Annotated in this window: 28 protein-coding genes; 1 reads left to right on the forward strand and 27 read right to left on the reverse strand. The window is 59.3% G+C overall.

Annotated elements, in window-relative coordinates; all coding sequences use genetic code 11:
* Positions 1-1,218: 1,218 nt before the first annotated feature.
* The gene (gene deoD, locus BN3266_RS05110; RefSeq protein WP_044992692.1) at positions 1,219-1,935 is read right to left on the reverse strand and encodes a purine-nucleoside phosphorylase; all 717 of its coding nucleotides are present in this window, start codon (positions 1,933-1,935) and stop codon (positions 1,219-1,221) included.
* 258 nt (positions 1,936-2,193) lie between these two features.
* Here deoD and BN3266_RS05115 point away from each other — a divergent pair, with 258 nt between their 5' ends.
* On the forward strand, positions 2,194-2,928 hold the full coding sequence (locus BN3266_RS05115) for a DeoR/GlpR family DNA-binding transcription regulator (RefSeq protein ID WP_021659708.1): 735 nt from the start codon (positions 2,194-2,196) through the stop codon (positions 2,926-2,928).
* A gap of 90 nt (positions 2,929-3,018) precedes the next feature.
* Here BN3266_RS05115 and BN3266_RS05120 read toward each other — a convergent pair whose 3' ends face one another.
* The 26 genes from BN3266_RS05120 to rpsC form a co-directional block, all read right to left on the reverse strand.
* On the reverse strand, positions 3,019-4,074 hold the full coding sequence (locus BN3266_RS05120) for an NADH:flavin oxidoreductase (RefSeq protein WP_059004304.1): 1,056 nt from the start codon (positions 4,072-4,074) through the stop codon (positions 3,019-3,021).
* A gap of 549 nt (positions 4,075-4,623) precedes the next feature.
* Positions 4,624-4,959 carry a 50S ribosomal protein L17 gene (gene rplQ / locus BN3266_RS05125; RefSeq protein WP_044992691.1) on the reverse strand — a complete coding sequence of 112 codons (336 nt, stop codon included), beginning with the start codon at positions 4,957-4,959 and terminating at the stop codon, positions 4,624-4,626.
* A 43-nt stretch (positions 4,960-5,002) separates the two neighbouring features.
* Positions 5,003-5,953 carry a DNA-directed RNA polymerase subunit alpha gene (locus tag BN3266_RS05130; protein ID WP_021659704.1) on the reverse strand — a complete coding sequence of 317 codons (951 nt, stop codon included), beginning with the start codon at positions 5,951-5,953 and terminating at the stop codon, positions 5,003-5,005.
* Between the two features lie 71 nt (positions 5,954-6,024).
* The gene (rpsD, locus tag BN3266_RS05135) at positions 6,025-6,654 is read right to left on the reverse strand and encodes a 30S ribosomal protein S4 (protein ID WP_021659703.1); all 630 of its coding nucleotides are present in this window, start codon (positions 6,652-6,654) and stop codon (positions 6,025-6,027) included.
* Positions 6,655-6,676: 22 nt separating this feature from the next.
* Complete coding sequence (gene rpsK / locus BN3266_RS05140) at positions 6,677-7,069, reverse strand: 30S ribosomal protein S11 (protein WP_021659702.1); 393 nt, start codon at positions 7,067-7,069, stop codon at positions 6,677-6,679.
* Between the two features lie 16 nt (positions 7,070-7,085).
* Complete coding sequence (gene rpsM, locus BN3266_RS05145; RefSeq protein ID WP_021659701.1) at positions 7,086-7,454, reverse strand: 30S ribosomal protein S13; 369 nt, start codon at positions 7,452-7,454, stop codon at positions 7,086-7,088.
* A gap of 39 nt (positions 7,455-7,493) precedes the next feature.
* Positions 7,494-7,607 carry a 50S ribosomal protein L36 gene (gene rpmJ, locus BN3266_RS13160; RefSeq protein ID WP_073261210.1) on the reverse strand — a complete coding sequence of 38 codons (114 nt, stop codon included), beginning with the start codon at positions 7,605-7,607 and terminating at the stop codon, positions 7,494-7,496.
* A 37-nt stretch (positions 7,608-7,644) separates the two neighbouring features.
* Complete coding sequence (infA, locus tag BN3266_RS05150; protein WP_021659699.1) at positions 7,645-7,863, reverse strand: translation initiation factor IF-1; 219 nt, start codon at positions 7,861-7,863, stop codon at positions 7,645-7,647.
* A 12-nt stretch (positions 7,864-7,875) separates the two neighbouring features.
* Positions 7,876-8,142, reverse strand: a complete 267-nt coding sequence (locus BN3266_RS05155) for a KOW domain-containing RNA-binding protein (RefSeq protein ID WP_059004306.1) — start codon at positions 8,140-8,142, stop codon at positions 7,876-7,878.
* Between the two features lie 12 nt (positions 8,143-8,154).
* Entirely contained in the window at positions 8,155-8,901 is a 747-nt protein-coding gene (gene map, locus BN3266_RS05160) for a type I methionyl aminopeptidase (RefSeq protein ID WP_059004308.1), read from the reverse strand.
* A 3-nt stretch (positions 8,902-8,904) separates the two neighbouring features.
* Positions 8,905-9,537 carry an adenylate kinase gene (locus BN3266_RS05165; protein WP_021659696.1) on the reverse strand — a complete coding sequence of 211 codons (633 nt, stop codon included), beginning with the start codon at positions 9,535-9,537 and terminating at the stop codon, positions 8,905-8,907.
* Positions 9,538-9,562: 25 nt separating this feature from the next.
* A complete protein-coding gene (secY, locus tag BN3266_RS05170) occupies positions 9,563-10,861 on the reverse strand; it encodes a preprotein translocase subunit SecY (RefSeq protein WP_021659695.1) in 1,299 nt (432 codons plus the stop codon).
* 1 nt (position 10,862) lies between these two features.
* A complete protein-coding gene (rplO, locus tag BN3266_RS05175) occupies positions 10,863-11,306 on the reverse strand; it encodes a 50S ribosomal protein L15 (RefSeq protein ID WP_021659694.1) in 444 nt (147 codons plus the stop codon).
* Positions 11,307-11,325: 19 nt separating this feature from the next.
* Positions 11,326-11,505, reverse strand: a complete 180-nt coding sequence (gene rpmD, locus BN3266_RS05180; protein WP_021659693.1) for a 50S ribosomal protein L30 — start codon at positions 11,503-11,505, stop codon at positions 11,326-11,328.
* A 15-nt stretch (positions 11,506-11,520) separates the two neighbouring features.
* Positions 11,521-12,021, reverse strand: a complete 501-nt coding sequence (gene rpsE / locus BN3266_RS05185; RefSeq protein WP_021659692.1) for a 30S ribosomal protein S5 — start codon at positions 12,019-12,021, stop codon at positions 11,521-11,523.
* Positions 12,022-12,036: 15 nt separating this feature from the next.
* Positions 12,037-12,396: a 50S ribosomal protein L18 gene (gene rplR / locus BN3266_RS05190; protein ID WP_021659691.1), complete on the reverse strand. Its 360-nt coding sequence runs from the start codon at positions 12,394-12,396 to the stop codon at positions 12,037-12,039.
* A gap of 20 nt (positions 12,397-12,416) precedes the next feature.
* Entirely contained in the window at positions 12,417-12,959 is a 543-nt protein-coding gene (gene rplF, locus BN3266_RS05195; protein WP_021659690.1) for a 50S ribosomal protein L6, read from the reverse strand.
* 15 nt (positions 12,960-12,974) lie between these two features.
* Positions 12,975-13,373, reverse strand: coding sequence for a 30S ribosomal protein S8 (gene rpsH, locus BN3266_RS05200; RefSeq protein WP_021659689.1), 399 nt, complete (start codon positions 13,371-13,373; stop codon positions 12,975-12,977).
* Positions 13,374-13,398: 25 nt separating this feature from the next.
* A complete protein-coding gene (locus tag BN3266_RS05205; RefSeq protein WP_044992686.1) occupies positions 13,399-13,584 on the reverse strand; it encodes a type Z 30S ribosomal protein S14 in 186 nt (61 codons plus the stop codon).
* A gap of 14 nt (positions 13,585-13,598) precedes the next feature.
* Positions 13,599-14,138, reverse strand: coding sequence for a 50S ribosomal protein L5 (gene rplE / locus BN3266_RS05210; RefSeq protein ID WP_021659687.1), 540 nt, complete (start codon positions 14,136-14,138; stop codon positions 13,599-13,601).
* Positions 14,139-14,155: 17 nt separating this feature from the next.
* The gene (gene rplX, locus BN3266_RS05215; protein WP_021659686.1) at positions 14,156-14,470 is read right to left on the reverse strand and encodes a 50S ribosomal protein L24; all 315 of its coding nucleotides are present in this window, start codon (positions 14,468-14,470) and stop codon (positions 14,156-14,158) included.
* A 15-nt stretch (positions 14,471-14,485) separates the two neighbouring features.
* Positions 14,486-14,845 (reverse strand): 50S ribosomal protein L14, encoded by a 360-nt coding sequence (gene rplN, locus BN3266_RS05220; protein ID WP_021659685.1) that lies wholly within the window; start codon positions 14,843-14,845, stop codon positions 14,486-14,488.
* Between the two features lie 40 nt (positions 14,846-14,885).
* Positions 14,886-15,143 carry a 30S ribosomal protein S17 gene (gene rpsQ / locus BN3266_RS05225; RefSeq protein WP_059004310.1) on the reverse strand — a complete coding sequence of 86 codons (258 nt, stop codon included), beginning with the start codon at positions 15,141-15,143 and terminating at the stop codon, positions 14,886-14,888.
* A gap of 21 nt (positions 15,144-15,164) precedes the next feature.
* Positions 15,165-15,368 (reverse strand): 50S ribosomal protein L29, encoded by a 204-nt coding sequence (gene rpmC, locus BN3266_RS05230; protein ID WP_021659683.1) that lies wholly within the window; start codon positions 15,366-15,368, stop codon positions 15,165-15,167.
* The gene (gene rplP / locus BN3266_RS05235; protein WP_059004312.1) at positions 15,368-15,793 is read right to left on the reverse strand and encodes a 50S ribosomal protein L16; all 426 of its coding nucleotides are present in this window, start codon (positions 15,791-15,793) and stop codon (positions 15,368-15,370) included. The genes rpmC and rplP overlap by 1 nt, the downstream gene beginning before the upstream one ends.
* Complete coding sequence (gene rpsC, locus BN3266_RS05240) at positions 15,793-16,461, reverse strand: 30S ribosomal protein S3 (protein ID WP_021659681.1); 669 nt, start codon at positions 16,459-16,461, stop codon at positions 15,793-15,795. Before rpsC ends, rplP begins: the two co-directional genes overlap by 1 nt.
* Positions 16,462-16,464: the final 3 nt, after the last annotated feature.

A 16,464-nucleotide genomic window follows, 5' to 3' on the forward strand; every position in this document is an offset into this window, starting at 1 on the left:
TCCCGCCGCAAGGGAGGGCGGCGCGCTCTCAAAAAAGGAGAGATAAGCCGGGGAGAGCGGACCCACCTCTCTCGCCCGATAGAGCAGATGGACAGCAGTTGCCCCACACCAGGACAGCCTCTCTGCAAAGCGCTCCGGCAGCTGCCTTCTGCTCTGGCCCGAGACCCTTCCCTCTCAAGGGCTCCTCCGCTCCCAACGCATAGGAGGGCAGCACGCCTCAAAAGAAATTTTGCGCCGGGAGAAGTGTGCCTGTCTCCTCTCATTCTGACAAGGCAGATGGACGGCGAACTGCCCATCACTTGGCGGCCACCTCCTCGGAAATGCTCCGGCAGCTGCCTTCCCCTTGGCTCGGAGCTCTTTTCTTCCCAACGCTCCTCCGCCCCCCAATGCACAGGGGGAAAGCTCACTCCAAAAGGGCGTTTGCACCAAAAGAAGTGTGTCTGCCTCCCCTCGCCCCGACGGGGCAGATGGGCGGGCCGTCACTCCCACACCAGACAGGTGGCCCCGCAAAAATGTTCCGGCAGTCGCCGCTGCCCTGGCCCGGGGCTCTCCCCAATGCTCTTTCACTCCCCCAACGCACAGAGAGACGGCACACCCCAAAAAGGGATTTTACACCGAAAGAAGTGTGTCTGACTCCCCTCGTACCGACAAAACAGATGGGCGGGGCAATCGTCCCCTGCCCTAGGCGGCAGCCCCGCAAAACACTCCAGCCGCCGCCATGCCAGTCAGTCTCACAAGGATACCTCAGCAGCGACCTCCCCTCTGGCGCGGAGTTCTTCCCCCTCCAAATCTCTTCCGCCCCACCGCACAAGGGGAGCAGCCTGTCCCAAAGGGAGGAGTGCACCGGAAGGAACGAGCCCGTTTCCCCTCGCCCCGGCAGGGCAGATGGGGGGCAAACAGTCCCTGTCAAAAGGTTCCAACAAGCTGTCTTCTTCTAGCCCGGAACCTCCCCCCTAGCGCTCTCCCGATCCCGCCGCACAGGAAGGGCAACACGCCCCTCAAAGGGGGATTTTGTGCCAGGAGGAGTATCCATCTTCCCCTCTCGCCTCGACAGGGCAGGTGGGCGGGGCGGTCGCCTCACACAAGACGGCCATTCCCGCAAAAAATCCTCAGCGGTTGCCTTCCCTCGGCCAGGGGCCCCCCTCTCCACGCGCGTCAAGAGCCCTACCCCGCTCAGGGGGAAGGGCTCTTGACAGGAGCTCTTGCGGGGACGATCCCTTACAGAATGCCCAGGGCGATCTCCATCATGTTGGTGAGGGCCAGCTCCCGGTCCGCCGAGGAGATGGACTGTTTCTCCCCCTTCAGGGTGTCGGAGATGGTCAGCAGGGTCGCGGCCCTCTTGCCGTTGAGGGCGGCGTTGTGAAAGAGGGCAAAGCTCTCCATATCGATACAGATGCAGCCGTGCTCCCGGTTGAGCTTTTCGATGTAGGCAGCCTTGTCGACGCCGTGGTAGTAGAAGACGTCGCTGGAGTGGACGACCCCCTCCACCAGCTCCTTTCCCAGGCGCTGGGCGCTCTCTTTGAGCTGGGCGTTGAGCTGGGTGCTGGGGTAGGTGAGGTCCTTGTCGTACCCGCTCTGCGCCAGGGCATAGGTGGAGGCGCTCCAGGCAGCGGTGGCCATCACCACGTCAAAGAGGTTGAGCCCCTCCACATAGGAGCCGGAAGATCCCAGGCGGATGATATTGTCCACCCCGTAGTGGTGAAACAGCTCGTAGGAGTAGATGCCGATGGAGGGGATCCCCATCCCGCTGCCCATCACCGAGACCGGCTTGCCCTGGTAGGTGCCGGTAAAGCCCAACATCCCCCGCACGTGGTTGAACTCGCTCACATTGTCCAGGTAGGTCTCTGCAATGTACTTGGCGCGCAGGGGGTCCCCCGGCATGAGAACGGTGCTGGCGATCTGTCCCTTTTCAGCTGTGTTGTGTGGCGTTGACATCATTCATATCCTCCTCTGTTCTGCCGCCGGGCAAGCAGGCTCCTGCCCGGCCGACGTGACTGCATTAAAAACAAATGATATTTAAAATATAACATTTGTTATTTACAACATAACATGGTAAAATACAATCGTCAACAAAAAGGAAACGGTTTGACAAAGAGTTGTGAAAGCCACACAAAAAGCTGACCCATTTTCTATTTACATAGCGCGGCAGACATGATAAATTGAGAGAAGATCGGAAACAAATGGGGTGTTTTTATGACAAAAAAGGAACAGCGGCAGAGTCTTCTGCTGCAGATGATATCCGCCCAGGGGATGCTGCCTATCCGCACCCTGGCCTCCCGGCTGGCGGTGTCGGAGATGACGGTGCGCCGGGACCTGGCCGAGCTGGAGCTGGGCCACCCCTCCGACGGGGAAGAAGGGGGCTACTCCCTGCTACAGGAGCTGGAAAAGGCCAACGCCCAGAAGGAGCAGATCGGCCGAGCCGCCGCCGCCCTCATCGAGCCGCGGGACGTCATCGCCATCGACACCGGCAGCACCACCGCCAAGATTCTGTCCCACATCCCCACCAACTACGACCTGACCGTCCTCTGCTACAACGCCAACGTCCTCTTCGCCCTGCGCAACCGGCCGGGCATCCGCCTGTTGATGTGCGGCGGGGTCTACCACCCCAACACCGAGATGCTGGAATCCGCCGAAGGGGTCTCCTTCATCCGCCGCATCCGGGTCAACAAGGCCTTTCTCTCGGCCGCCGGGATCCACCAGACCCTGGGGGTCACCTGCGCCAACCCCTACGAGGTGGCGGTGAAGGAGGCGGTCCTTCAGTCCTCCTCCCAAAAGATCCTGGTGGCGGACTCGGGCAAGTTCGGCCAGGTGCGCTCCTCCCACTTCTGCGACCTCTCCCAACTGGACACCATTGTCACCGACACCCAGCTCTCCCCCCAGTGGCAAGCCGACCTGGTGGAGGCGGGGGTCTCCCTCCGTCTGGCCTGACCCCCTTCTTTTTGACTCCGTTACAAGAAAAGCGCTCCCCGCCGCGTTTCCGGCTGGGAGCGCTTTTTTGCCTTTTCAGGGCCTCATTTTTCAAACCGCCCCGGGAACCTTGCGGTTGAAGATACAGCGGGCCTGGCCCGGCTTGCTGCCCTTGCTGCTGCACTGGCCACAACTGACGCAGGCGGCCCCCTCCCCGGCCCGCAGGCGGGGGATCAGGTCGGCCTGGCGGATAAAGGGGCGGCAGAGGGAGACCATCTCAATGCCCTGGTCGAGCACCGCCGCCATGTCCTCCAGGGTGCGTACGCCCCCCACCAGCATCACCGGCTGATCGGCGGCCTTTCGCAGTTGGGCGGCCCGCTCCAGGTAGTAGTTGTGCTGTCCCTTGCGCTGGTAGAAATCGCAGCCGCTGAACTCCACCGCCTCCACCTTCCAGGCGGCAAACCGCTCCATCATGTAGGGCAGGTCGGCGGCGTACTCCTCGTCCCCTTCGGGGGCGTTGCTGTTGATTTTGACAAAGACCGGGTAGTCCTCTCCACAGCGGGCCCGCACAGCGGCCAATACCTCCTCCACGATGCGAAAGCGGTTCTCTCGGCTGCCGCCGTACTCGTCGCTGCGGTGGTTGCAACAGGGGGTGATGAATTGGCTGAGCAGGTAGAGGTGGGCACAGTGGATCTGCACCCCATCGCATCCGGCCGCCTGGGCTCGACCCGCGGCAGCGGCAAAGGCCGCAACCACCCGACCGATCTCCTCTTTGGTCATGGCGCGGGCCGGCGCCCCCGGCTCCAGAGTGATGGCGGAGGGGGCCAGCGGCACCTCCGGTGTGGCCTTGGCCCCGGCATGGCTGAGCTGGGCCACCACTTTACAGCCGTGGCGCTGTACCCGCTTCACCGCGCTCGCCAGCGCCGGGATATAGCGGTCGTGGTCCAGGGCGTTCTGGCTGGCCGACGCCTGGCCCAGAACATCCACATAGAGGTGGCCGGTGATGAAGAGGCCCAGGTCGTTTTGGGCCAGCTCCTCCCAGATGTCGGCCTGCAAGTCGTTCACATAGCCGGTCTCGTTGCCGACATAGTCGTGGGTGGCGGAACGGACGATCCGGTTTTTCACCGTCATGGTCCGCAGGGTCACCGGGGTAAAAACGGGGTGCATGGCAAATCTCCCTCTCTCTTTGAATTGGTTTCATTGTACCACAACTCCTCCATGCTGCCAAAGGAAGAATGCCCCGTCGGCGGCAAAAGAGCGGCAAAAAAGTTGCAGCGGGCCGCTCCTCTTTTTCCCCTGTTGCGTCAATATACCCTTTGTTTCTGTATATTTCTATTCATCTAATACTTGTAGTAATGATTCATACGCTTATTATACACTTTTTTCTCCTATTGCAAAGACATGGGCCGACAACTGTCGAATGAGAGGAGCAGGCGCGAGAAAGCGCCTGCTTCCTCTCTTTCTCCTTCCCTTTGGACAAGATTCTCCTGTTTTTGTATTTTTCATACTATATATTACAATTTGTATTGCATATCTGCCACTCCTTTATCTCCCCCCTACCGCCCTCGCCCCTCCCACAGAGGTGGTTTCTTCTTCAAAGCCTCCTCTCCACCTGAGTACCGGCTGCACACAACAAAAAAGAGGGACCGGCATCTCTGCCTGTCCCTCTTTTAAAGTCCTGCTCGCAGGACTGCGCATCTGTAAAAAGCCCGTCTCTTAGACCAGCTCGATGATGGCCATCTCGGCGGCGTCGCCGCGGCGGGGGCCGATCTTGATGATGCGGGTGTAGCCGCCCTTGGTCTCGGCGTACTTGGGGGCGATCTCGTCGAACACCTTCTTGGCAACGCCCTCTTTGGTCACGTAAGAGTAGACCTGGCGCTTGGCGTGAAGGGTGTTCTCCTTGCCGGTGGTGATGATCTTCTCAGCAGCCGAGCGGACCTCTTTGGCGCGGGTGACGGTGGTCTCGATCTTGCCGTTTTCCAGCAGATAGGTGACCATGGCACGCAGCATCGCCTTTCTGTGGTCGCTTGCCCTGCCCAATTTTCTAGGCATAGAAATTCACTCCTTTTGCGGGATTTGAAAGGAGGAGGGAGGTTTACTCCTCGCTCTCCTTCAGGCTGACTCCCAGCGAGTCCAGCTTGTTGATAACTTCTTCAAAGGACTTGCGGCCCAGGTTGCGGACCTTCAGCAGCTCATCCTCGGTCTTGTTGGTGAGGTCCTCAACGGTGTTGATCCCCGCGCGGCGCAGGCAGTTGGACGAGCGGACGGACAGATCCAGTTCCTCGATGGTCATCTCCAGGACCTTCTCTTTGCCCTTGTCGTCCTTCTCCACCATGATTTCCGCGCTGTACGCCTCACCCGACAGGTCGACGAACAGGTTCAGGTGCTCAATAATCACCTTGGCGCCCAGAGAGACAGCCTCCTTGGCGGAGATGGTGCCGTCGGTCCAGACCTCGAGGGTCAGCTTGTCGTAGTCGGTGATCTGGCCTACGCGGGTGTTCTCCACCTTGTAGTTGACCTTCAACACCGGGGTGTAGATGCTGTCCACCGGGATGACGCCGATGGTCACATGCTGGCTCTGCTTGTTCTTGTCAGCCGGCACATAACCGCGGCCCTTCTCCAGCACCAGTTCCATGCTCAGGGTGGCGCCTGCGCCCAGCCATGCAATGTGCATGTCGGGGTCCAGGATCTCCACCTCGCTGTCGGCCTGGATGCTGCCGGCAGTCACCTCGCACTCGCCGCTGGCCTCAATGTAGACCACTTTCGGCTCGTCGCAGTGCAGTTTGGCAGTGAGGCCTTTGATGTTCAGGATGATTTCGGTGACATCTTCCTTCACACCGGGAATGGTTGAGAACTCGTGCTGAATGCCGTCGATCTTGACAGAGGTGACGGCAACTCCGGGCAGCGAGGAGAGCAGGACCCGCCGCAGGCTGTTGCCCAGGGTGATCCCATAGCCGCGCTCGAGGGGTTCTACCACGAATCTTCCATAAGAACCGTCAGAAGCCAGTTCTTCCGTCTCGATTCTCGGCTTTTCGATCTCAATCATTTATGACCCTCCTTCAGACAGATTGTGTCGATGTGCCCATGGGCCATCGCCGTTTCTCGCCGAACCCTCACTTATTTGGAGTAGTACTCGACGATCAGCTGCTCGTCGACTTCAAAGTCGATGTCCTCGCGGGCGGGCAGCTTTGTGACGGTGGCTTTCAGGTTCTCTCTGTCCACATCCAGCCAGATGGGGGTCGGGCGGGAGGCGTTGGCCTCCGCCAGCTCTTTGACCTTGACGCTGTCCTTGCTGGAATCTCTCACAGCGATGACGTCGCCGGCCTTCACCCGGTAAGAGGGGATGTTGACCTTCTTGCCGTTGATGGTGAAGTGGTTGTGCAGCACCAGCTGACGGGCCTCTTTGCGGGAAGAGGCGAAGCCGCAGCGGTAGGCCACGTTGTCCAGACGGCTCTCGAGGATCTGCAGCAGGATGCTGCCGGTCACGCCCTCTTTGCGGGCGGCCTCCTCGTAGTAGCCGGCGAACTGCTTCTCCAGAACGCCGTAGTAGCGGCGGGCCTTCTGCTTCTCGCGCATCTGCAGGCCGTACTCGGACACCTTTCTTCTGCTGTTCTGGCCGTGCTCGCCCGGGGCGTAAGCCCGACGGGAGATGGCGCATTTATCGGAATAGCAGCGTTCCCCTTTCAGGAACAGCTTCTGACCTTCACGGCGGCACTGACGGCACACCGCACCAGTATATCTAGCCATTATGACACCTCCTGATGTTTGATTAGACCCGACGGCGTTTGGGCGGGCGGCAGCCGTTGTGGGGGATGGGGGTCACGTCTTTGATCATGTTGACCTCCAGCCCGGCGGACTGCAGGGCCCGGATCGCGGCCTCACGGCCGGAACCGGGGCCTTTGACGAAGACCTCAACGGTCTTCAGGCCATGCTCCATAGCGGCTTTGGCAGCGGTTTCAGCAGCCATCTGCGCGGCGAAGGGGGTGGACTTACGAGAGCCCTTAAAGCCCAGTCCGCCGGCGGAAGCCCAGGAGATCGCGTTGCCCTGAACGTCGGTGATGGTGATAATGGTGTTGTTGAAGGTGGACTGGATATGTGCAGCGCCGCGCTCGATGTTCTTGCGCTCACGGCGCTTGCGAATGACGGGTTTCTTCTGTGCCATCTGTTACACCCCTCCCTTATTTCTTCTTGTTGGCGATCGTCTTCTTGGGGCCCTTGCAGGTCCGGGCGTTCGTCTTGGTTCTCTGCCCTCTGCAGGGCAGCCCTTTTCTGTGGCGGACGCCGCGGTAGCAGCCGATCTCCACCAGTCTCTTGACGTTGAGCGCCACGTCGCGGCGCAGATCGCCCTCCACGTCAAAGTTTTTGTCGATGTATTCGCGCAGCTTGATCTCGTCGTCCTCGGTCAAGTCCTTGACACGGGTGTCCGGGCTGATGCCCGTGGCGGCGAGAATCTTCTCTGCGGATTTACGGCCGATGCCGTAGATATAGGTCAGACCAATTTCGACTCGCTTCTCTTTCGGCAAGTCAACACCAGCTATACGCGCCATGTGTTCGTTGCACCTCCATTATCTCGGTATGCCAAGCACTTAGCCCTGACGCTGTTTGTGCTTCGGGTTCTTGCAGATTACCATTACGCGGCCCTTGCGTTTAATGACTTTGCATTTCTCGCAAATGGGTTTTACGGAAGGTCTTACTTTCACGATTATTACCTCCTAGTACCCTAGACGTTTCGGTTGCTTATTTCGAGCGCCAGGTAATGCGCCCTTTGGTGAGGTCGTACGGAGACATCTCCACCGTCACCTTGTCCCCAGGCAGGATGCGGATAAAGTTCATCCGCAGCTTTCCGGAGATGTGAGCCAGTATCTTATGCCCGTTTTCCAGTTCCACCTGAAAGGTGGCGTTGGGCAGTGCGTCCACGACAATGCCTTCGACTTCAATGACGTCTTCCTTGGACAAGCGAATACCTCCCTAATCTTCGTGACAGATGGATGTTCCATCGTTGTATCCGGACAGCATGGTCCGGATCTGCCGGTTGGTCGTCTCCGGGCCGAGGGAGATGACCCCCTCTGTCGGCCAGACGTGTCGTATATTCTTCTTCTTTGGGTGTTCGAGCTTTCGCACTTTTCCGTCGGCTATAAAAACGTATCCGTTCGCAGGGGACACGACCACGTAGTACCGCTCTTTGTCGCGGCCGGCAATGCTCTTGACCACACTTCCCTCTCGGATCGTCACCATCTGGTGCACCTCCTAAGGGCGGGTCAGAATCACCGGACCGTTCTCGGTGATCGCAATCGTGTTTTCAAAGTGGGCAGACAGCCCGCCGTCTTTGGTGACGGTGGTCCATCCGTCCCCCAGAACTTCCACCTGATAGCCCTTCTGGTTGACCATGGGCTCGATGGCGATGGTCATGCCGGGAACCAGCCGGGCCCCGTGGCCCGGACGGCCGTAGTTGGGCACCTCCGGTTCCTCGTGCAGGTCCCGGCCGACGCCGTGACCCACAAATTCCCGCACCACCGAAAAGCCCTGACTCTCGATATACGACTGCACCGCAAAGCCGATGTCGCCGATCCGGTTGCCCGGCACGGCGGCCTCGATGCCCAATTCCAGCGAACGCCGGGTGGCGTCCATCAGGCGCTGGGCCTCTGGGGAGACCTCCCCCGCGGCAAAGGTGGCGGCGTTGTCGCCGTGAAAGCCCCCAATGAAGGCCCCCACATCCACGCTGACGATGTCGCCCGCCTGGATGACCCGTCCGCCGGGAATGCCGTGAATGACTTGGTCGTTGATCGAGATGCAAGCGCTGCCGGGGAATCCGCCGTATCCCAAAAAGGACGGCTTGGCCCCGTGGGAGAGGATGAATTTCTTCACCGCCCGGTCGATTTCACCGGTGGTCACACCGGGTTCGACCATCTCGCCGGCCAGCTTCAGCACCTGCGCCGAGAGGCGGCAGGCCTTCTGCATGGCGGTGAGTTCCCGGGAGTTCTTGAGAACGATCATTCCCTAGACCCCCAGGGCGCGGCGGACCAGCTCGCTGGTATCCTCTACGCGCTCCTGACCGATGACTGTTTTCAAAACACCCTTCTTCTCGTAGTAGGCGATGAGGGGCTCGGTCAAATCGTGATAGACCTGCAGGCGGTCCTTCACGATGCTTTCCTGGTCATCCTTCCGGATCACCAATTTTCCGCCACACTTGTCACAGACGCCGTCGATTTTGGACGGCTTGTAGTCGGTGTGGTAGGACGCGCCGCAGTCGCTGCAGACGCGCCGGCCGGACATCCGCCGGACGATGGCGTCATCCTCGACCTGGATGTTGACCACCCGGTCGATTCTCACGCCCGCCTCGTCCAGGGCCTCGGCCTGCGCCACTGTGCGGGGGACGCCGTCTAGAACGAATCCGTTTTCACAATCGCTCTGTGCGAGCCGCTCCTTCACGATGCCGATGATCACGTCGTCGGGGACCAGGTTGCCCGCGTCCATGTAGGACTTGGCCTTCTGGCCCATCTCGGTGCCGTTCTTCACAGCCTCGCGGAGGATGTTGCCGGTGCTGATGGCGGGGATCTTCAGCAGGTCGCAGACCTTTTCGGCCTGGGTGCCTTTGCCCGCGCCGGGAGCGCCCAAAAAGATGAGATTCATAGCTGCCTCCTCTACTCTTGCCCGTTTACTCTAAAAAGCCCTTGTGATGGCGCATCATCATCTGCGCCTCCAGCGACCGGACCACTTCCAGCGAAACGCCCACCACGATGAGGATCGAGGTGCCGCCCAGGGCGATGTTCATTCCGGTGGCCGCGCTGATGCCGATGGGGCAGACAGCGATGACCGCCAGGAAGAGGGCGCCGATGAGGGTCACCTTGGACAGGATCCGGGTGATGAAATCCACAGTCGGTTTGCCCGCGCGAATGCCGGGGATGGTGCCGTTGTTCTTTCTGAGATTGTTGGCGATCTCGAGGGGATTGTACTGGACCGCCACGTAGAAGTAGTTAAATGCCATGATGAGCAAGAAATAGATGATGGCATACGCCAGGGAGTTGTAGTCGAAGATCGACAGGAACTTGCCCCACCAGGTGGAGGCGTCGGTGTCGAAAAACGCCTTGATGGTGCCAGGGATCGAGATGATCGAGCTGGCGAAGATGATGGGCAGCACGCCGGACATGTTCACCTTGATGGGGATGAACGAGCTCTGCCCGCCGTACATCTTCCGCCCGACCACGCGCTTGGCGTACTGGACGGGGACCCGCCGCTCCGCCTCGGTCATCATGACCACAAAGCCGATGATGACGACGGCCAGCACCAGGATCAGGGGGATGTAGATGTAGAACTTCCACTCGCCCTGTGCCGCCAGCTTGAAGTAAGCGATGATGGCGGAGACCAGCTGCTTGCCGCGGGAGACGATGCCGGCGAAGATGATGAGGGAGATGCCGTTGCCGATCCCCTTTTTGTCGATCTGCTCACCCAGCCAGATGATCAGCATGGCGCCAGCCGTAAAGGCGGTGATGATGACGATGGCCGAGAAGATGCCGGCGAAGCCGCCGGTGTAGAGCAGAGCGCCCTGCCGCTTGAGGAGGAAGTAGTAGGCCACAGAGAGGGCCACTGCCAACCCCAGGGCGGTGTAGCGGGTGATCTTGTTGAGCTTGCGTCTCCCCTCTTCCCCCTCCTTGGACAACCGCTCCAGAGGTGGGATCGCTATGGTGAGCAGGTTGATGATGATGGAGGCGTTGATGTAGGGGGTGATGGAGAGGGCAAAGATGGTGGCGTTGGCAAAGGCGCCACCGGTCAGGATGTCGATGTAGCCCAGCATGCTGCCGGTCTGGTTGACCATCGACTGCAGGGAGGAGGGGTCCAAAAAGGGCACGGGCAGAGCCACAGAGCCCAGGCGGACCACAGCGATGACCATGATGGTGTAAAGGATTTTCTTCCTTAAATCCGCGATCTTCCACGCATTCTTAAAGGTTTCAAACACCTTACATCACCTCAGCCTTCCCGCCTGCCTTTTCAATTTTTTCCTTCGCGGAGGAGGAGAATTTGGCCGCTTTCACGGTCAGTTTCTTGGTGAGTTCACCGTCGCCCAGGACCTTGATGCCGTCCAGTTCTTTTTTGACCAGACCGGCAGCCAGGATGGCCTCGGTGTCGACGACCGCGCCGTCTTCAAACTTCTTTTCCAGGTCGGCAACGTTCACGTTGGCGTAAACGGTGGCGAAGTGGTTGTGGAAGCCGCGCTTGGGCAGCCGGCGCTGCAGAGGCATCTGGCCGCCTTCAAACCCGGGGCGGACACCGCCGCCGGAACGGGCCTTCTGGCCCTTGTGGCCCTTGCCTGCGGTCTTGCCGTTGCCGGAACCGGCGCCTCTGCCCTTGCGCTTGGGCTCTTTGGTGCTGCCGGGAGCCGGAGACAGTTCATGCAGTTTCATTTTGCTTGCACCTCCTTTTTTACGCTTCGGTAACCTCGATCAGATGTGCGATCTTGGCGATTTTTCCCTTGGTGGCCTCATTGTCGGGCTGGATGGTGACGTCGCCGATCTTGCGCAGGCCCAGCGAGTGAGCGGTGGCAATTTGGTCGTCTTTCCGGCCCTGAAAGCCTTTGATCAACTTGATTCTGTAATCAGCCATGGAGCGTGACCCTCCTTAATCCAATACTTCCCGGACGCTCTTGCCGCGGATGGCGGCGACCTGCTTGGCATCCCGCAGGGACTTCAGCCCGTTGATGGTGGCGGTCACCACGTTGCACGGGTTGTTCGAGCGCAGGCATTTGGTGCGGATGTCTTTGATGCCAGCCGCTTCCACGACTGCGCGGACAGCGCCGCCGGCGATAACGCCGGTACCTTTTCCAGCGGGCTTGAGCAGCACTCTGCCGGCGCCGAACTCGCCCACGACCTCGTGGGGGATGGTGGTGCCGTACAGGGAGACCTTGATCATGTTTTTCTTGGCCTCTTCGATGCCCTTGCGGATGGCGTCGGGAACCTCAGAAGCTTTGCCCAGCCCGTAGCCGACGGAACCTTTGCCGTCGCCCACGACGACCAGAGCGGAGAACTTGAAGATCCGGCCGCCCTTTACGGTCTTGGACACGCGGTTGATGGAAACAACTTTCTCCTGCAAATCAAGAGCTGTTGCGTCGATTTTAGCCAAAAGTATACCCCCTCACTAAAATTTCAGGCCGCCCTCGCGGGCACCTTCGGCCAGCGCCTGGACGCGGCCGTGGTAGATGTAACCACCGCGGTCGAACACCACTTCGGTGATGCCCTTTTCGATGGCCTTCTTAGCGATGGCAGCGCCGACCTTCTGTGCGGCTTCTCTGTTGCCACCCTGGCCCTCGAAGTCCTTGTCCATGGAAGAGGCAGCGGCTAACGTCACGCCGTTCTTGTCGTCAATGATCTGCGCGTAAATGTGCTTTGCGGAGCGAAACACATTCAGGCGGGGACGCTCGGGAGTGCCGGCAATCTGGCCGCGCACCCGGCGATGTCTTCTAAGCCGAGCTTTGTTGCTGTCTGGCTTCTTCACCATTATTTGGTCACTCCTTTCCTCTATTTGCCCTTACCGGCCTTGCCCTCTTTGCGGATGATCACTTCGTCCACATACTTGATGCCTTTGCCTTTATAGGGCTCGGGCGGGCGTTTCTCCCGCACTTCGGCGGCGAACTGGCCGACCTTCTGCTTGTCGGGGCCGGAGATCACGATTTTGTTGGGGGCGGGGACGTCGATCTTGATGTCCTCGGTCTCCTCGATGATGACCGGGTGGGAAAAGCCCAGGGTCAGGTTGGCACTGGTGCCCTGTTTGGCGGCGCGGTAACCGACGCCGTTGATTTCCAGCTCTTTCTGGAAGCCCTCGGTGACGCCCACGACCATGTTGCTGACCAGCGTGCGGGTCAGGCCGTGGAGGGAGCGGTGCTCCTTGTTGTCAGAGGGGCGGGTCACGGTGATCTCACCGTTCTCCATGGCAATCTTCATGTCGGGGTGGAAGGACTTGGTCAGGGTGCCCTTGGGGCCCTTCACCGTCACGGTGTTGCCCTCGATCTTGACCTCCACGCCGGCGGGGACTGCGATGGGTTTTCTACCAATACGAGACATCTCTACTGCACCCCCTTACCAGACAAATGCCAGGACTTCGCCGCCCACGTTTGCCTTCCGGGCGGCCTTGTCGGTCATGATGCCCTTGGAAGTGGAGACGATGGCAATACCCAGGCCACCCATGACCTTCGGCATCTCCTCGCAGTTGGCGTAGATGCGCAGGCCGGGTTTCGAGACCCTGCGCAGCCCTGTGATGACTTGCGATTTGTTCTCACCGTACTTCAGGGTGATGCGGATGACCCCCTGCTTGTTGTCATCGATGACGGTGAATTTCTTGATATATCCCTCGTCCACCAAAATCTGGGCCATGGCCTTTTTGATGTTGGAAGCGGGGATGTCGACCGTGTCGTGTTTTGCAGAGTTCGCGTTCCGGATCCGGGTCAGGAAATCTGCAATCGCGTCGGTGATTTGCATACCGTGAACCTCCTTTGGCTGTTTTTTACCAGCTGGCCTTCTTCACACCGGGGATCTCGCCTTTGTAGGCCAGCTCCCGGAAGCAGATGCGGCAGATGCCGAATTTGCGAAGATATGAATGAGGTCTGCCGCAGATTTTGCACCGGTTGTATTCTCTGCTGGAATACTTCTGGGGCCCTTGCTGTTTATTGATCATCGATTTCTTTGCCACAACAGATTCCTCCTTTACTTCGCATAGGGAGCGCCCAGTGCGCTCAACAGCTCGCGGGCCTCCTCATCGGTCTTCGCAGTGGTCACGAACGCAATGTCCATGCCGCGGATCGCATCGATCTTGTCGTAGTCGATCTCCGGGAAAATCAGCTGCTCGGTGATGCCCAGGGAGTAGTTGCCGTGGCCGTCAAAGGAGTTGGGGTTGATTCCGCGGAAGTCGCGCACGCGGGGCAGCGCCACATTGAAGAGGCGGTCGACGAACTCGTACATCCGGTCGCCCCGCAGGGTCACCTTCACGCCGATGTTCATCCCCTCGCGCAGTTTGAAGTTGGCCACCGATTTCTTGGCCTTGCAGACGATGGGCCGCTGGCCGGTGATCTGCATCAAGTCGCTGACGATGGAGTCGACGACCTTCGGGTTGTCGCGCGCTTCCCCGCAGCCCACGTTGATGACGACTTTGTCCAGCTTGGGGATCTGCATGACGCTCTTGTAGGAGAATTTGTTCATCAGAGCCGGCGCGACTTCTTTTTCGTAAAGGTCTTTAATTCTAGCCATGTTGTTTCCTCCTTACTCTAGAAAGTCTCGCCGCAGTGTTTGCACAGCCGCATTTTGCCGTCTTCCAGCACCTTGTGGGCCAGCCGGGTGGGCTTGCCGCACTTGGGGCAAACCAGCATCACTTTGCTGGCGTACAGGGCGCCCTCGGCCTTCACAATGCCGCCGGCCTCGCCCATCTGGCGGGGTTTGACGTGCTTGGTGACCATGTTGCAGCCTTCCACGATGACTTTGCCCTCTTTGGGGCTGACCTGCAGGACTTTGCCCTGCTTGCCCTTGTCCTTGCCGGAGAGGATCACCACGGTATCGCCGGTCTTGACATGCAATTTTTCCATGAGATTTCCTCCTCCTTACAGAACTTCGGGTGCGAGGCTGAGTATTTTCAGGTAGTTCTTCTCGCGCAGCTCTCTGGCCACGGGCCCAAAAATACGGGTGCCTCTGGGGTTCTGGTCTTCCTTTATCAGAACTGCCGCGTTCTCATCGAACCGGATGTAGGTGCCGTCCTCGCGGCGAACACCCTTGGCAGAACGAACGATCACAGCTTTGACAACGTCGCCTTTTTTCACGGCGCTGCCGGGGGCGGCCTTCTTTACAGAAGCGACGATCACATCGCCGATGTTGGCATATCTTCTGCGGGAACCGCCCAGCACGCGGATACACATAATCTCTTTGGCGCCGGTGTTGTCGGCCACCTTGAGGTAAGTTTGCATCTGTACCACAGTGCGTTCCTCCTTTCGGTTTTAACAGGTTTTATTTCGCCTTGTTGATGATTCTGACGAGCCTCCACCGTTTGTCCTTCGAGAGGGGGCGTGTTTCCATAATCTCAACAGTGTCGCCAATGCCGCACTCGTTCTTCTCGTCGTGGGCCTTGAACTTGCTGGTGCGCTTGATGATCTTTTTGTACAGGGGGTGCTGGACATTGTCCTCGATGGCGACGACGATGGTCTTATCCATCTTGTCGCTGACGACCTTGCCGACCCTCGATTTTCTCAGGTTTCTTTCGCTCACAGCTCTTGCCTCCCTTTCTCGTTAGTTCGCGCTGTCTTTCAGTTCCCGCTCGCGCAGCAGGGTGTTGACGCGGGCGATGTCCTTTTTCACAGCCTTGATCCGCATGGGATTCTCAAGCTGGTTCACAGCGTGCTGGAAGCGCAGGTTGAAGAGCTCGGCTTTGAGGTCAATCAACTTCGCGTTCAGTTCGTCGGCGCTCATCTCACGGATCTCAGACGCTTTCATTACTCTTCACCCTCCAATTCTTCTTTTTTGACAAACTTGCACTTGATGGGCAGTTTGTGGCTGGCAAGGCGAAGGGCCTCGCGGGCGATCTCCTCGGAAACACCGGCGATCTCAAACATGACCCGGCCGGGTTTCACGACGGCAGCCCAGTACTCGGGGGACCCTTTACCGGAGCCCATGCGGGTCTCGGCGGGTTTCTCGGTGATGGGCTTGTCGGGGAAAATCTTGATCCAGACCTGACCACCGCGCTTGGTGTAACGGGTCATGGCGATACGAGCGGCCTCGATCTGGTTGGCAGTGATCCAGGCGGGCTCCAGGACAACCAGGCCATACTCGCCGTAGGTCACCTTGTTTCCGCGGTACGCTTTACCGGTCAGACGACCTCTGTGCACGCGGCGATACTTGACTCTCTTTGGCAAAAGCATTACCGTTTGCCTCCTTCCCTCCGGGTGGTTCTCTTGGCGTCGTGCAGCACTTCGCCTCTGTAAATCCAGGTCTTGACGCCGATCTTGCCGTAGGTGGTGTCCGCCTCGGCAAAGCCGTAGTCGATGTCGGCGCGCAGGGTCTGCAGGGGGATGGTCCCCTCGTGGTACTGCTCGGTGCGGGCGATGTCCGCACCGCCCAGACGGCCGGAGACCTGGATCTTGATGCCCTTGGCGCCCAGGCGCATGGCCCGGCCGATGGCCATCTTCATGGCCCGGCGGAACGAGGTGCGCTTCTCCAGCTGTTTGGCGACACTCTCGGCCACCAGCTGGGCGTTGACGTCGGGCTGCTTGACCTCAACGATATTGATGTTCACCGGCTTGCCGATGAATTTTTCGATGTTCTTGCGCAGCTTATCGATCTCGCTGCCGCCCTTGCCGATGACCATACCCGGCTTGGCGCAGTGGATGTGGATGCGGATCTTGTTGGCAGTTCTCTCGATCTCGATGCGGGGGACGCCGGCGCCGTAAATCTCTTTTTTGATGAATTTACGGAGTTTGTAGTCCTCTACCAGGATATCGCCGAAAGCGTTATCCTTAGCAAACCAGCGGGAGTCCCAGTCTTTGATAATGCCCACCCGAAGACCGTGGGGATTTACTTTCTGGCCCATAGT

Origin of the sequence: Bittarella massiliensis (ex Durand et al. 2017), assembly GCF_001486165.1 — a bacterium.
Taxonomy (GTDB): domain Bacteria; phylum Bacillota; class Clostridia; order Oscillospirales; family Ruminococcaceae; genus Bittarella; species Bittarella massiliensis.

Excerpts from the sequence above, each read along its gene's own strand:
- deoD (WP_044992692.1), bottom strand. The coding sequence starts at position 1,935 with ATGTCAACGCCACACAACACAGCTGAAAAGGGACAGATCGCCAGCACC.
- BN3266_RS05115 (WP_021659708.1), top strand. The coding sequence starts at position 2,194 with ATGACAAAAAAGGAACAGCGGCAGAGTCTTCTGCTGCAGATGATATCC.
- BN3266_RS05120 (WP_059004304.1), bottom strand. The coding sequence starts at position 4,074 with ATGCACCCCGTTTTTACCCCGGTGACCCTGCGGACCATGACGGTGAAA.
- rplQ (WP_044992691.1), bottom strand. The coding sequence starts at position 4,959 with ATGCCTAGAAAATTGGGCAGGGCAAGCGACCACAGAAAGGCGATGCTG.
- BN3266_RS05130 (WP_021659704.1), bottom strand. The coding sequence starts at position 5,953 with ATGATTGAGATCGAAAAGCCGAGAATCGAGACGGAAGAACTGGCTTCT.
- rpsD (WP_021659703.1), bottom strand. The coding sequence starts at position 6,654 with ATGGCTAGATATACTGGTGCGGTGTGCCGTCAGTGCCGCCGTGAAGGT.
- rpsK (WP_021659702.1), bottom strand. The coding sequence starts at position 7,069 with ATGGCACAGAAGAAACCCGTCATTCGCAAGCGCCGTGAGCGCAAGAAC.
- rpsM (WP_021659701.1), bottom strand. The coding sequence starts at position 7,454 with ATGGCGCGTATAGCTGGTGTTGACTTGCCGAAAGAGAAGCGAGTCGAA.
- BN3266_RS05155 (WP_059004306.1), bottom strand. The coding sequence starts at position 8,142 with ATGGTGACGATCCGAGAGGGAAGTGTGGTCAAGAGCATTGCCGGCCGC.
- map (WP_059004308.1), bottom strand. The coding sequence starts at position 8,901 with ATGATCGTTCTCAAGAACTCCCGGGAACTCACCGCCATGCAGAAGGCC.
- BN3266_RS05165 (WP_021659696.1), bottom strand. The coding sequence starts at position 9,537 with ATGAATCTCATCTTTTTGGGCGCTCCCGGCGCGGGCAAAGGCACCCAG.
- rplO (WP_021659694.1), bottom strand. The coding sequence starts at position 11,306 with ATGAAACTGCATGAACTGTCTCCGGCTCCCGGCAGCACCAAAGAGCCC.
- rpmD (WP_021659693.1), bottom strand. The coding sequence starts at position 11,505 with ATGGCTGATTACAGAATCAAGTTGATCAAAGGCTTTCAGGGCCGGAAA.
- rplR (WP_021659691.1), bottom strand. The coding sequence starts at position 12,396 with ATGGTGAAGAAGCCAGACAGCAACAAAGCTCGGCTTAGAAGACATCGC.
- rplF (WP_021659690.1), bottom strand. The coding sequence starts at position 12,959 with ATGTCTCGTATTGGTAGAAAACCCATCGCAGTCCCCGCCGGCGTGGAG.
- rpsH (WP_021659689.1), bottom strand. The coding sequence starts at position 13,373 with ATGCAAATCACCGACGCGATTGCAGATTTCCTGACCCGGATCCGGAAC.
- rplE (WP_021659687.1), bottom strand. The coding sequence starts at position 14,138 with ATGGCTAGAATTAAAGACCTTTACGAAAAAGAAGTCGCGCCGGCTCTG.
- rplX (WP_021659686.1), bottom strand. The coding sequence starts at position 14,470 with ATGGAAAAATTGCATGTCAAGACCGGCGATACCGTGGTGATCCTCTCC.
- rplN (WP_021659685.1), bottom strand. The coding sequence starts at position 14,845 with ATGCAAACTTACCTCAAGGTGGCCGACAACACCGGCGCCAAAGAGATT.
- rpmC (WP_021659683.1), bottom strand. The coding sequence starts at position 15,368 with ATGAAAGCGTCTGAGATCCGTGAGATGAGCGCCGACGAACTGAACGCG.
- rplP (WP_059004312.1), bottom strand. The coding sequence starts at position 15,793 with ATGCTTTTGCCAAAGAGAGTCAAGTATCGCCGCGTGCACAGAGGTCGT.
- rpsC (WP_021659681.1), bottom strand. The coding sequence starts at position 16,461 with ATGGGCCAGAAAGTAAATCCCCACGGTCTTCGGGTGGGCATTATCAAA.